Source organism: Klebsiella sp. BDA134-6, from assembly GCF_015601345.1.
Taxonomy (GTDB): Bacteria; Pseudomonadota; Gammaproteobacteria; order Enterobacterales; family Enterobacteriaceae; genus Klebsiella; species Klebsiella grimontii.
In genome coordinates this window covers 5,878,544-5,892,018 of the sequence record NZ_CP064784.1, presented here as the reverse complement: position 1 = coordinate 5,892,018, position 13,475 = coordinate 5,878,544, and the positions used below count along the sequence as shown (strand labels likewise).

Annotated in this window: 13 protein-coding genes; 4 read left to right on the top strand and 9 right to left on the bottom strand. The window is 55.4% G+C overall.

The window, feature by feature from the left end; all coding sequences use genetic code 11:
- The first annotated feature begins 62 nt into the window (after positions 1 to 62).
- Genes IYV58_RS27365 through IYV58_RS27355 form a run of 3 tightly spaced genes read left to right on the top strand, consistent with a single transcriptional unit; the run spans position 63 to position 3,694 of the window.
- Positions 63 to 1,709 (top strand): carbohydrate porin, encoded by a 1,647-nt coding sequence (locus IYV58_RS27365; protein ID WP_195729354.1) that lies wholly within the window; start codon positions 63 to 65, stop codon positions 1,707 to 1,709.
- A gap of 41 nt (positions 1,710 to 1,750) precedes the next feature.
- On the top strand, positions 1,751 to 2,917 hold the full coding sequence (locus tag IYV58_RS27360) for an esterase (protein ID WP_049113664.1): 1,167 nt from the start codon (positions 1,751 to 1,753) through the stop codon (positions 2,915 to 2,917).
- A 54-nt stretch (positions 2,918 to 2,971) separates the two neighbouring features.
- Positions 2,972 to 3,694 (top strand): glucosamine-6-phosphate deaminase, encoded by a 723-nt coding sequence (locus tag IYV58_RS27355; protein ID WP_004127007.1) that lies wholly within the window; start codon positions 2,972 to 2,974, stop codon positions 3,692 to 3,694.
- Positions 3,695 to 3,750: 56 nt separating this feature from the next.
- Here IYV58_RS27355 and yieH read toward each other — a convergent pair whose 3' ends face one another.
- A complete protein-coding gene (gene yieH, locus IYV58_RS27350; RefSeq protein ID WP_004127005.1) occupies positions 3,751 to 4,416 on the bottom strand; it encodes a 6-phosphogluconate phosphatase in 666 nt (221 codons plus the stop codon).
- A 167-nt stretch (positions 4,417 to 4,583) separates the two neighbouring features.
- On the opposite strand from yieH, the gene adeP reads away from it, so the two are divergent.
- The gene (adeP, locus tag IYV58_RS27345) at positions 4,584 to 5,921 is read left to right on the top strand and encodes an adenine permease AdeP (RefSeq protein WP_004127003.1); all 1,338 of its coding nucleotides are present in this window, start codon (positions 4,584 to 4,586) and stop codon (positions 5,919 to 5,921) included.
- A 48-nt stretch (positions 5,922 to 5,969) separates the two neighbouring features.
- Here adeP and IYV58_RS27340 read toward each other — a convergent pair whose 3' ends face one another.
- The 8 genes from IYV58_RS27340 to IYV58_RS27305 form a co-directional block, all read right to left on the bottom strand.
- Positions 5,970 to 6,536, bottom strand: a complete 567-nt coding sequence (locus tag IYV58_RS27340) for an NADPH-dependent FMN reductase (protein ID WP_004126998.1) — start codon at positions 6,534 to 6,536, stop codon at positions 5,970 to 5,972.
- 37 nt (positions 6,537 to 6,573) lie between these two features.
- Entirely contained in the window at positions 6,574 to 7,311 is a 738-nt protein-coding gene (locus IYV58_RS27335) for a 4'-phosphopantetheinyl transferase family protein (protein WP_142447100.1), read from the bottom strand.
- Between the two features lie 147 nt (positions 7,312 to 7,458).
- Positions 7,459 to 8,418 (bottom strand): HTH-type transcriptional regulator YidZ, encoded by a 960-nt coding sequence (yidZ, locus tag IYV58_RS27330; protein WP_004126988.1) that lies wholly within the window; start codon positions 8,416 to 8,418, stop codon positions 7,459 to 7,461.
- Entirely contained in the window at positions 8,387 to 9,568 is a 1,182-nt protein-coding gene (locus tag IYV58_RS27325; RefSeq protein ID WP_087828629.1) for an MFS transporter, read from the bottom strand. The genes yidZ and IYV58_RS27325 overlap by 32 nt, the downstream gene beginning before the upstream one ends.
- A 169-nt stretch (positions 9,569 to 9,737) precedes the next feature.
- Positions 9,738 to 10,202 (bottom strand): N-acetylneuraminate anomerase, encoded by a 465-nt coding sequence (gene nanQ / locus IYV58_RS27320; RefSeq protein WP_195729353.1) that lies wholly within the window; start codon positions 10,200 to 10,202, stop codon positions 9,738 to 9,740.
- Positions 10,199 to 11,074 carry an N-acetylmannosamine kinase gene (gene nanK, locus IYV58_RS27315; protein ID WP_004126977.1) on the bottom strand — a complete coding sequence of 292 codons (876 nt, stop codon included), beginning with the start codon at positions 11,072 to 11,074 and terminating at the stop codon, positions 10,199 to 10,201. The genes nanQ and nanK overlap by 4 nt, the downstream gene beginning before the upstream one ends.
- Entirely contained in the window at positions 11,071 to 11,760 is a 690-nt protein-coding gene (locus IYV58_RS27310; protein ID WP_195729352.1) for an N-acetylmannosamine-6-phosphate 2-epimerase, read from the bottom strand. The genes nanK and IYV58_RS27310 overlap by 4 nt, the downstream gene beginning before the upstream one ends.
- Before the next feature lie 50 nt (positions 11,761 to 11,810).
- The gene (locus tag IYV58_RS27305) at positions 11,811 to 13,301 is read right to left on the bottom strand and encodes an MFS transporter (RefSeq protein ID WP_004126970.1); all 1,491 of its coding nucleotides are present in this window, start codon (positions 13,299 to 13,301) and stop codon (positions 11,811 to 11,813) included.
- Between the last annotated feature and the right edge of the window lie 174 nt (positions 13,302 to 13,475).

Below are 13,475 nucleotides of genomic sequence, written 5' to 3'. Positions count from 1 at the left end.
CCTCGCGCTGGTCGTTATTTTTCACGATGTTCAGCTGCACTCATTTTATATAAAGGGAATTTATGTTTAGAAGAAATCTGATTACATCTGCCATTATTATTATGGCGCCGCTCGCTTATTCTACCCATGCTATGGCGGCATCGTTGACGGTTGAGCAGCGCCTTGAACTTCTGGAAAAGGCGCTTAAGGATACGCAGTCCGAACTCAAAAAATATAAAGATGAAGAGAAAGCCAGAAATCAAATATGGGTCGCCAATACGCAGCCGGGCGAAAATAAAACAAGCGCGGCCCAGCAAGTTGTTAGCCCGCCAGCGCCGGCCCGCGCCGCCCAAAAACCGGCGGCAGTGCTGGTGAAAAATGAACAACCTGCGGCTAATGGCGAGTCTATCTATAGCTCCATGACGATGAAGGATTTCAGCAAGTTTGTGAAGGATGAAATTGGCTTCAGCTATAACGGCTATTACCGTTCCGGTTGGGGAACCGCCTCTCATGGATCGCCAAAATCGTGGGCGATTGGTTCGCTTGGCCGCTTTGGTAACGAATACTCTGGCTGGTTTGATTTACAGCTTAAGCAGCGGGTCTATCAGGAAGGCAATAGGCGTGTTGATGCGATCGTGATGTTAGACGGTAACGTCGGGCAGCAATATTCCAGCGGCTGGTTCGGGGATAATGCTGGCGGCGAGAACTATATGCAGTTCTCTGATATGTACGTCAATACCAAAGGTTTCCTGCCGTTTGCGCCGGAGGCGGATTTCTGGGTCGGCAAGCACGGCGCGCCGAAAATTGAAATCCAGATGCTGGACTGGAAAACGCAAAGAACCGATGCTGCAGCTGGCGTTGGTTTTGAAAACTGGAAGGTGGGCGCGGGTAAGTTTGATATTGCGCTGGTGCGCGAGGACGTTGATGACTACAACCGTACGTTGACCAAAAGCCAGCAAATTAACACCAATACTATTGATGTTCGTTATAAAGAGATCCCGCTTTGGGATAAAGCGTCATTGATGGTCAGCGGCCGGTATGTCGCGGCAAATCAGAGTTCATCCGAGAAATATAATGAAGGTAATAATGGGTATTATGAATGGAAAGATACCTGGATGGCGGGAACGTCGTTAACGCAGAAATTCGATAACGGCGGGTTTAACGAATTTTCATTCCTGCTGGCGAATAATTCCATCGCCAGCAGCTTCTCGCGCTACGCGGGATCCAGTCCGTATACCACATTCAACGGCAGATACTATGGCGATCATACTAACGGCACAGCCCTTCGTTTGACTTCCCAGGGAGAAACCTATCTGAGTGATGACATCATTATGGCTAACGCCATCGTTTACTCCTTTGGTAATGATGTCTACAGCTACGAGACCGGCGCACACTCCGATTTCGAATCTATTCGCGCCGTCGTTCGTCCCGCCTGGATCTGGGATAAATATAACCAAACCGGCGTCGAACTGGGCTATTTCAAACAGCAGAACAAAGATATCACCGGCAAGAAATATAACGAATCCGGCTACAAAACCACCTTGTTCCATACCTTTAAAGTGAATACCAGTATGCTGACCTCACGCCCGGAAATTCGTTTCTATGCGACTTATATTAAAGCGAAGGATATCGACCTGGATAAGGCCGCTAACAGCAACACCAGCAGCATTTTTGAAGATGGCAAGAACGATCAGTTTGCCGTTGGCGCCCAGGCTGAAATCTGGTGGTAAGGCTGGCAATGGCCAGGACAAAACTCTAAAGAGGAATAACGATGAAACGACATGCTATTTACTTCGCTCTGGCCCTGGCGGGCGCAGCGTTTACCGCTCATGCTGCGCCGTTTCCGGCCACGCCGAGCGCGGCGATCCCGGTCAGCCAGTATATTACGCAGGTTAACGGCGATAAGAGTATTACCTTCCGCCTGTTTGCCCCGGACGCAAAACGGGTATCCGTGGTGACGGGGGCAACGCCGGACACCTTCGTCTCCCACGATATGGCCAAAGATGAACAGGGGATCTGGACATGGAAAAGCGAAGCTCTGGCACCCAACCTCTACGAATACTATTTTGATGTCGACGGATTCCGTTCAGTCGATACCGGTAGCCGCTATCAGAAGCCCCAGCGACAGGTGAATACCAGCCTGATTCTGGTCCCCGGCAGCATTCTTGACGATCGCGCGGTGGCTCATGGTGAACTACGCACCTTGACCTACCACTCAAAGGCGCTGAATTCTGAACGCCGTGTCTACGTGTGGACGCCGCCGGGCTATACCGGTACCGGCGAGCCGCTGCCGGTGCTCTATTTCTATCACGGTTTTGGCGACAGTGGCCTGTCGGCCATCGATCAGGGACGTATCCCGCAAATCATGGATAACCTATTGGCGGAAGGTAAAATCAAGCCAATGCTGGTGGTGGTGCCGGATACCGAAACCGATATCCCTGAAGCGGTTGCGGAAAACTTCCCGCCGCAGGAACGGCGTAAAACCTTCTATCCGCTGAATGCGAAAGCGGCGGATAAAGAGCTGATGAACGATATTATTCCGCTGATTGATGCCCGCTTTAATGTGCGTAAAGACGCGGATGGTCGGGCGCTTGCTGGGCTGTCGCAGGGCGGTTATCAGGCGCTGGTCTCCGGAATGAACCATCTGGAGAGTTTCGGCTGGCTGGCGACGTTCAGCGGCGTAACGACCACCACGGTACCGGATGCCGGCGTCGAGGCGCAGCTAAACAACCCGCAGGCGATCAATAAGCAGCTGCGTAACTTCACCGTCGTCGTAGGCGAGAAAGACGCGGTCACCGGAAAAGATATCGCCGGACTGAAAGCGGAGCTGGAGAAGCAGAACATCAAGTTTGACTACCACGAGTTCCCGGGCCTGAATCATGAAATGGACGTCTGGCGTCCCGCCTATGCCGAATTCGTACAGAAGTTGTTCAAATAACATGAAGGAGTCAGTTCGCTGGCTCCTTATCTTCATTATATTCAGGGAAATAACATGAAGTTAATCGTGACGGAAGATTATGCCGAGATGAGCCTGGTCGCCAGCCATCATGTCTTAGGCTACATCACTGCGCCGCGGAGGATGAATCTGGCGGTAACGGCAGGCAGTACGCCGAAGAAAATGTATGAACATCTGACGGCAGCGATTAAAGGCAAATCATTCTATTCTCAAGTCCATTATTACAATTTTGACGAGATCCCGTTCCGCGGACAGGATCGCGAAGGCGTGACCATTTCCAATCTGCGCAACCTGTTTTTCACTCCCGCTCAGATCCCTGAAGAGAACATTCACAAGCTCAGCCATGCAAACTTTATCCATCACGACCAGCGGTTACACGAAGAAGGGGGCCTCGATCTGATGGTGATGGGCCTCGGCGCTGACGGCCATTTTTGCGGTAACTTGCCGAATACCACGCGGTTCCACGATGCGACGGTGGAAGTTCCTATCATCGGGGGTTTGGTGGATCTCGTCGCGCACGGCGAAATGGGCGGCGACTTCTCCGCGGTGCCGGATAGCTACGTCACGATGGGGCCGAAAAGCGTCATGGCGGCGAAAAATTTGCTTCTGATCGTCAGCGGAGCGGCAAAAGCGCAGGCGCTAAAACAGGTGATTGAAGGCGAAGTCAGCGAGCGGGTTCCGGCATCTGTGCTGAAACTGCATCCATCCCTGGTGATAGTGGCTGATAAAGCGGCGGCTGCGGAATTGAGTCAACCGTAATCCACTTTCAGCGTAGCGCAGGCGGGACGCTCCCGGGTTGCGCTACGCTGCGGCTTTTATCGAGTAATATGCCAGCCGCGCGCTTTCCACAGTTCCGGCAGCGCTTCCAGACGGGTAAACGTCGTCACTTTCGGATGGTCGATGGGCTTGTTGTGCGGATCGGCGCAGAAGTAGAACACCTCCATGCCTGCCGCGATCCCCGACTGCGCGCCTGCGCTGGAGTCGTCAACCAGTATGCAGTTCTCGACGTTAACGTTCATCGCTTTTGCGGCATGCAGCATTAGCGCCGGATCGGGCTTCCAGCGCTGGATATCGTAGCCGCTATACAGACGCTCGGGGAAATGGCGCAGCATGCCTGTTTTACCGAGAGAGTGCTGCATTTTGCTGACTGGGCCGTTGGAGACCACGCACATCGGCACGTTGACCGCGTCCAGCAGCGCCTGGGCGCCAGAAATGACTTCCAGTTCAGTATCAAACAGGCGTGCGACTTCATCGCGGTAAACCGGTTCAAGGGTCGCTTTATCCAGATTAACGCTGTACTCCGCGTTAATAGTATCGATAATCTCGTACAGCTTTACGCCTTTGAAGCGCTTAAAAATCTCTTCTAAATCCAGCGTAATGCCGAATTCCCTGAACATGTGAACGTAGGCGCGGGAGCAGATCACCTCGCTGTCGACCAGCGTGCCGTCACAGTCGAAAAATACTGCTTCTGGTTGGGTCATGTCGTTTCCATTTTAATAAGTTAACGTTTTCGTCATGCTGATTGGTGAGACGCAATCGTTGCCGTATAAGCAAAATCGATGAAAAAAAGTATCTCACAACCGCCCTTATTGTCGCATTTTGGTATAGGATAGCGACGAATTTTCCCTCCTTTGTTCGGAAACCGATAATGAGTCAACAACAAACCAGCCAGTCATCTGGCCAGGGTCTGCTGGAGCGCGTGTTCAAATTACGTGAACACGGCACCACGGCACGCACCGAAGCGATTGCAGGTTTCACCACTTTTCTGACAATGGTGTACATCGTTTTTGTTAACCCACAGATTCTCGGCGTGGCGGGTATGGATACCAGCGCCGTTTTTGTCACAACCTGTCTGATTGCCGCATTCGGCAGCATTATGATGGGGCTGTTCGCTAACCTCCCGGTGGCGCTGGCGCCGGCAATGGGCCTGAACGCCTTCTTTGCTTTTGTCGTGGTACAGGCGATGGGCTTGCCCTGGCAGGTCGGGATGGGCGCGATTTTCTGGGGCGCCGTTGGCCTGCTGCTGCTGACGATTTTCCGCGTGCGCTACTGGATGATTGCCAATATCCCGGTTAGCCTGCGTATTGGCATCACCAGCGGTATCGGTCTGTTTATCGGTATGATGGGCCTGAAAAATGCGGGCGTTATCGTCGCCAACCCGGAAACCCTGGTGAGTATCGGCAACCTGACGTCCCACAGCGTGCTGCTGGGTATTCTTGGCTTCTTTATTATTGCAATTCTGGCTTCCCGCAACATCCACGCGGCGGTGCTGGTTTCTATCGTGGTTACCACGCTGCTGGGCTGGATGCTGGGTGACGTTCACTACACAGGCATCGTTTCCATGCCGCCGAGCGTGACTACGGTGATTGGTCATGTTGACCTGGCGGGCTCGCTGAATCTCGGCCTGGCGGGCGTGATCTTCTCGTTTATGCTGGTTAACCTGTTCGACTCCTCCGGCACGCTGATCGGCGTGACCGATAAGGCCGGTCTGGCCGATGCGCAGGGCAAGTTCCCGCGTATGAAGCAGGCGCTGTTTGTCGATAGCGTATCGTCCGTTGCGGGCTCCTTTATCGGCACCTCTTCCGTAACCGCCTATATTGAATCGTCCTCGGGCGTTTCCGTGGGCGGCCGTACCGGCTTAACCGCCGTGGTCGTTGGGCTCTTGTTCCTGCTGGTGATTTTCCTGTCGCCGCTGGCGGGTATGGTCCCGGCCTATGCCGCAGCCGGTGCGCTGATTTACGTTGGCGTCCTGATGACCTCCAGTCTTGCGCGGGTGAAGTGGGATGATTTAACCGAATCAGTGCCTGCGTTTATTACCGCCGTGATGATGCCGTTCAGCTTCTCCATTACGGAAGGTATTGCCTTAGGCTTTATCTCTTACTGCGTTATGAAGATTGGTACCGGCCGCCTGCGTGACCTCAGTCCGTGCGTGATTGTGGTTTCGCTGCTATTTGTACTGAAGATTGTGTTTATCGACGCGCATTAATACCTGCGCCGTCACACTCGCCCGTTCTGGCGAGCGTGACGGCGTCTGTCAGGCCTTAACCCGCTGAATATACTCGGCAAAAGCGCTCAGCTGTCCGCTCAGATGATCGAGCGTGCTCTGATCGACGACTTTCCCCTCCTGCGGATCCACTTTGTTCTGAATCACGCCGCCCATAAATTCGGGCTTATTCATCACCATTGCATCGAGGAATACCAGAATCTGACGCAGGTGATACTGACAGCGCGCACCGCCAATAGCCCCCATCGAACTGGTTTGAATCAGTACCGGCTTACCGGCCAGCGGCTGTTCCGGCAGACGAGATAGCCAGTCGATGGCGTTTTTCAGGCCGCCGGGAACCGAATAGTTATATTCTGGCGTCACGATGACCACACCGTCGGCCTCGCGAATTTGCTGCGCGATATCCTGAACGCTTTGTGGGAATCCCTCTTCCTGCTGGACATCGGCATCATAGAGTGGAATATCGCCAATGGACGGTAATGCGGAAACCGCCATACCTGCGGGCGCGATGCCGGGGAGGGTACGCGCGACCATGGCATTAAAAGAGCCTTTGCGCAGACTTCCGAGTAACGTAACAATTTTCAACGTATCAGACATAATTGCTCCTTTGCATCATGATGGCCGGGAAAACCGGTCAGTTGAGGGAGATGGCTTTTTCTAACGGTAAATGGGTAAAGCGCATAAGCCGGGCGGACGGTTCTTTGGCGCGAGCCTGCGCGTCGGGCAGGCTGCGCCAGCCCTCTTTACCATTATATTCCCAGACTTTCAGCTGACCGATATCCGGGCTGGCGGCGATGGACCAGACCAGCACCGTTTCGGCGTCGCAGACGGCTTCGATTGCCTGCGTCCCACTTGTCCTTAACCGCCCGGAGCCCGGAAGAAGCTGTAGGTTAACGGCGGTTTCGCCGGTCAGTTTCATGACGCTTTTGCGCAGCGCGTCAAGCTGAGCGCGAGCTTCGTCAGGATCGTGCTGATTGCTAATCCATACACGCTCATTACTGTTGAAAACGTAGCGGTCGGCGTCGTGCGGGGAGTGTAAACCGCGGGTGGCGTGCGGTAATTCCATATCCAGGCCGCAATCGCCTTCGGTGGTTAACGCGACGCCAACGATATTTCCAGCATAGGAGATGGAGAAACGCGGGAGATGTTCGTCGCGAAATGCGGGTTTTCCATTTTCTTCATCAATGATTTCAGGTAGTTCGCTGATGCCGTACAACATAAAGAGGAGTTCTGCGAGGAGTGACCGGGAAGCGCGATAGCGGCTTTGTCGGTACTCAGGCAGGCGCCTGGCGGATTGATGGCAGGCCGCTGACAGGCGTGTTGATAGCGGTTCCCGGGTGTTGAGTATCCCTCTTGCAAAATGCGTTGCCATTCGTCGCTCCGTGATTAATGGTCAATGATAGAAATTGCGAATTATATTATCGCTCAGAATTGTCAGGTTTTAATGCGGAAATCATCCGTTGAAAAGAGAAATCGCATGAATTTTACAATTTATTGCGCAAGGCGGGCTAAACCAGCGCTATAGCGGTTCAGTGTAAAGCTGTCTCAGCGTTTCTCGTAGCCAGACGATCTTCGGGTTGTAGCTGTTGCGCTTATGCCACAGGAGGGTAAAGGGGACGCGTATTTTCTCCAGCTGCGACGGTTCCAGCGGCAGCGGCAGTGAGACCAGCGGCAGATGATGCTGCTGATTGTAGCGCTGGCAATAACGCGGGGCGGTGGCCAGCATCGTATGATGAGGCTGGGCTGCCATAAACAGCGACTGTTCAAAGCCCGGAACGGTTAACGCCACGGTGCGTTTATGCCCCAGGTCGTGCAGAACATCATCCAGCGCCCAGGTATCGCTTTGTTCCCAACAGATATTGATATGCGGGTAGCGCAGGAAAGCGTCCAGATTCCATTCATCGTTCAGCGCGGGATGGTCGGCGCGCAGCCATACCTGCGGTAGATCGGTGAACAGGATTTCAAAATCGATATACCAGGGCAGCAGGCTGAGCTGTTCACGGGAGCGAGGATGGGTTTCCCGGCCGCAAAAACCGATGTCGACTTCGCCGCGAATAATGGCATCCAGCGAATCGTAATCCCAGTTTCGCAGGCGGATCAGCGCCTGCGGATAGCGCTGGTAGATCCGCTGTGAAAGCGTATTCAACAGGATCATCAGCAGGGGCGACTCCGCCGCCAGCTCAAACTTTAGCCCGCTTGGCATAGTGTGATGGGGCTTGTCGAGGATCTGATTACCCATCTGCATCCAGTCCGCCAGATCCTGCTCCATACTGCTCATCAGCGGCGTGGGCGACAGCCCCAGAGGCGTTTTGACAAACAGCGGATCGTCAAACCAGGCTCGGAGTTTGGCCAGCGACTTGCTCACCGCCGACGGCGAAACGTTCATCCGCTTCGCCGTGCGGGTAACGCTGAGCTCCTGAGTTAAGAGCTGCAGGCACAGCAGTAAATTAAGATCGAGACTCGACAGGGGTTTCTTCATAGCGTTGCGCGGCCCGCGCCGGAGAGGCGACCATAATCAGAACAATACTCACTATGCTACAGGCAATAAGTATCCCGATCAGCATATTCATCGCGCTGAGCCCGATGATAGCCGCCAGCCAAATCCACAGTGAAGAGCCGCAAACCTGAGCAATCCCCAAGACTGAACTCGCCATGCCAGCGCGTAGAGTAAATGGCCCCAGGGCCTGGCTCATCGCCACGCCAAAGCCGGCGGAGAACCCGGCGCAAATCAGTCCCAACCCCAGCATCGTTATCGTCTGGCTGGTGGCAAGGCTCAGCAGCACGCCCGCGATAAAAAAGAGCGCCTGCGAGGTCAGCATCAGGGTGCGGGGTTTAAAGAGCGACAGAGCAAACGGCGTCGAGAACGATACCACCATGCTCACTAGCGCCATGAGTGCCATCGCCATGGAATAAGTCCCGCGATCGAAGCCCATCACTTCCATCATGAGCACCGGGGAGACGTTAACGTAGGTCAGAATAGCCGTTACGCTGAGGGTAGTCATGATCATTCGGCTGAGGAAAAAGCGGTTAAGCAGCGATTCGGGGGCCACATTTTGCTGCGCCGCCTGCGGAACGGATGTTGGACGCGTTTCCCGCAAGATAAATATCGACAGCAGTCCCACCAGAACGCCCATGCCGGTCATGGTATAGAACAGGCTCTGCCAGGGGTATTTCAGCATAATCAGGTGGCCGAGTACCGGCGCCAGCACCGGAATAATGCAGGTGATGCCGTTAAGGAGGGAAAGCACCTTCGCCCGGCGGCGATCGTCGAGGGTATCGCGCAGCACCGCAAAGGCAACGACGTAGCAGCTGCCGGCGCCAATCCCCTGAATAAAACGCCCCGCCAGGAAGTGGGCGCTGACCTGCGCCTGCGAGCAGATAAGGGAGGCGAGTATGAAAACAACGGCGCCGAAAATCGCCACTGGCTTACGGCCTGACTTGTCGGCGATACGGCCAGCAAACAGCATTGCTGCGGCCATCCCTGCCAGATAAACCGAGAAGGCGATGTGCAGCTGCGCTTCACTGGCCCCCAGATCCTGCGCAATGCGCGGCAGGCCGACCAGATACATATCAATACCGGATGGATAAAGCAGAACCAGCGCAAAACTGCAGATAAGAAAGCGTGCCATAGAACCCTCGCATAAGATTGCCGTACAGCATAGAGGGGTTCGTGCGGTAGTACGAGTTGCCATTTGGACAACAATGATTTCCTGGGAGGAAAAGCGACGAAGCAAGCGCCGCTTTGGCATCGGGAGGCCATCCCGCCAGGAGGCATACCTGGCGGGCGAAGGAAGCGACTCAGACAAGCAGCGCGCGGTTAACTTTAATTACCGCTTTTTTTATCTCCATGCTCGCTGCGCCCTGCACGCCCGGCTTATGCGGTTCGCCAGGAAAAAAAATGGCGAACATGCCAGGCTTCAGGGTCACCTGCTGCTGGTCGGCGATAGCTGCGCACAGCTGGTAGTCCTCTTCTTTATGCCAGACGTCGCACTCACGGGCGCTGTCGGCTACGCCGCAGTGGATTGTCTCCTCGCCTTGCAGCAGGATCTGAATATCAATAAATTTTTCGTGCAGCTCCGCTTTTTTACTTTCCGCCGACTGCGTGGCGAAGCGCATGACGTTCATATAAATATCATCGCCCTGCAACTCATAACGACCCGGCTCACACTGCTGCGGCTGAACTTTAAAGGCCAGCCTCACGGCCTCAAGCAGTACGGGTGATAGTCCTGCGCATTCCGGGTGATGGATATCGCCGATAATCATAATGCTTTGTCCTCCGCTAACAACGCCGCGCCAATCAGACCGGCATCATGCTGATAGTGTGCGGCTACAATCTTCGTCTGATAGACCGCAGGTTCCTGCGCCAGATAGGTCTCAACTAGCGGGAGATAGCCGGGCGCCAGCCCGATGCTGCCGCCCAGTACGGCACACTGGCAGTTAACGCTGGCCTTCATGTCGGCAATCAGCCGGGCGATGGTTTGCGCCGAACGGTGGACTAACGACGTTGCCTGCGGATGGCCGCTCTGCGCAAGAGTAAAAATGGATTTGGCCGTCATCCCCTGCAGATCGTCCGTCGCCAGCGCGGCGATCCCTCTGCCGGAGGCAATAGCCTCTACGCAGCCGGTGCGACCGCAGCCGCAGCGCGGACCGTGCGGATCGGCCAGCGTGTGCCCGATATGCCCGGCTAGCCCCTCGTTCCCGGACAGGAGCCGACCGTTGCAGATGATACCGCCGCCCACGCCCGTTGAGATGGTGATGAATACCATCTCGTCGGCATCGACAGACAGGGCGTGATATTCGGCCCAGGCCGCCGCCTGCGCATCGTTCACGACCAGGCACGGTCGCCCCGTCAGCTGCGCCAGCGTCTCCCGCAGAGGAAACTGCGCCAGCCCGCCAAGGTTATCCGGGTTTAACGCCGTCAGTACGCCGTGACGAATGATTCCCGTCGAGGCGACCGCTATCCGCCGGGCCTGCCCCGCGAAAGGCGCGACCAGCGCGCTCAACGCCTCCGTCAGTGCCGCCGGCGTTTTGCTGGCGGGCGTCGGCAGCGCTCGTTTCTCCAACAGACGATGCTGCGTATCAATTAGCGCGGCGGCCAGCTTGGTGCCGCCGATGTCTATCGCCAGCGTCGTCATAGCGCAACCTCAGCCAGCGCATCGCGGTACCACTGGCAGATGTGTTCAATACGCGTAATCGCGGAACCGACGGTCACCGCCCATGCGCCTTGCATTATGGCCTGCGCTGCCAGGACCGGGGAGTTGAACCGCCCTTCGGCAATGACCCGGTATCCTTTGGCGCTCAGCGCCTGCACTAGCGGGAAATCCGGTTCGGTAGGTACCGCATCCGTGGTATACCCGGATAGCGTAGTGCCGATAATTTCTGCGCCCAGAGCGTGGCAGCGAGTACCGTCTTCAAGGTTCGAGCAGTCTGCCATCGCGACGCAGCCCTGCTGATGAATACGCTCGATAGTCGCCTTCACGCTGGCCGGACGCGGGCGATCCGTGCCGTCAAAGGCGATAATATCCGCACCCGCCTGCGCCAGCGCGTCCACATCCTCAAGGAACGGCGTGATGCGCACCGGCGAGTCCGGCAGGTCGCGCTTGATGATGCCGATAATGGGTACTGAAATAAGTTCGCGCGTGGCCTTCAGGTTATTAATGCCTTCAATACGTACCGCGACTGCTCCCGTCTTGACCGCCGCCAGCGCCATCGCCGCGACTATTTCAGGCTTATCTAACGGGCTGCCCGGCACCGGCTGGCACGAGACAATGAGTCCGCCCAATTCTTTAACCTTCACATCCAAAGTATCAAATAAAGACATAGCGCTATCCCTTACTTCCGTTTGCGCCCGACAGCGCCGGGCGCATGAATTTAATGTTTACTGCAAAGCGGAGCGTCCGCTTTGTCGTGACGAACCTTTGCCCCGCTAAACGGTTTGCCATCAATAGCGTCATGGGTTCGCAGCGCCTCCGGGCGAATCCAGCGCTGTACGCGAGACGGCATATCCAGGCCAATCAGCAGGATCACCACAAACGTCAATCCAAAAGAGAGCGACCCCAGCGCCGTACCCAGATGCATATGCTGTGCGACCAGCGCGCCGAGGACCGGCGCCGCCGCACCGCCCAGAGCGCCGACGTTGTAGGTGAAGCCCAGACCGGCAGCGCGCTGATCGGTGTCAAAGTAACCACCGATCAGTTTCGGCAGTATTCCCGCGATCCCCTGTCCCAGCATCTGCTGGAAGAAGAGCAGGAGGCCCAGACCCCAGAGGCTGGCGCCGCCGATGGCGAAGACAGGGATAATCAGTACCTGCGAGGCCAGCAGGCTGTAAACGTAGGCTTTACGCGTGCCCAACCAGTCGCCAAGGAATCCGCCGACGATGCAACCGACGGCCGCGCCGAATCCACTGAAGAAAAGTACCTTCGCAACCGTCGCCGGATCGTATGCCAACTCGGTTTTCAGATAGGTTGGCAGCAGCGCCTGGATAGGCCACGAATAGAGGAAGGCGAACAGAACGACAACCATCAGCATCACGCCGGTCGGCCAGCGTTTTCCGCTGCTCTGTACCATGAAGCTGATGAAAATAACGGTGCAAACGAGCGCCAGGGCAATCACCACCAGCGGGTTGTGCTGGTTACCTGCGAAGCAGAACCACAGCGCTGCCGTTGCGATCAGCGTCGTTGCTATATTCATGGCGCGATATTTACCGCGATAGAGGATATCCACCATCGTCCGCACCGGCGCTTTCTTCGTCTGCCGCTCTTTCCAGTCTTCCGTTTCCGGAATATTTTTACGCAGCCACAGCGCGAAAATAATCGGCAAAATGCCGAGGAAGAATAAGGCGCGCCAGCCCCAGAGGGGCACCACCAGGCTGTAAACCTGCGCCGCCACAACGGCGCCGACGGAAAAGCCTGAAATCAGGAAACCGCTGGCTTTGTTACGCAGATGTTTTGGCCAGCTTTCAATAACATAGGTGGCGCTGGAGCCGTACTCGCCGGCCATCCCCATTCCGATCACCATTCGGGCGATAAACATCGAGGTGTATCCCGGCGCAAAGCCGCAGGCCAGCGTACCGACGGAGAAAAGAATAATACTGCTGACCATCGCCAGGCGGCGGCCATAGCGGTCGCCCATTGCCCCCAGCAGCAGGCCGCCGAACCAACGGGAGATAAATGCCGCGGAGATAATACTCGCCGCCTGGACCGTGGTGAGCTGAAATTCGCTTTGTACTTCGGTGAGCACCAGAGCGATTAAAACGAAATCAAAACCATCCAGTAAATAGCCCAGCCAGGCTGCAGAGAAAGCCCGCCACTGGGACTTATTGAGATGCTTATACCATGGTTTGGTACTTATTATTTCACTCATATGCTCTCCTGTGATGAGCAGCGTTTTTATGCTATCGGGCCTAAAACAGCAGGGTGTCGCATAGCCAAATGAAGTTAAACTCCATTTAATGTATTTTTTAGAAGTTAAACACCACAAGAGCATTTTATTAAATGTGTGAACAAGATCATGGACACAGAATAGGAGAAACGAAAA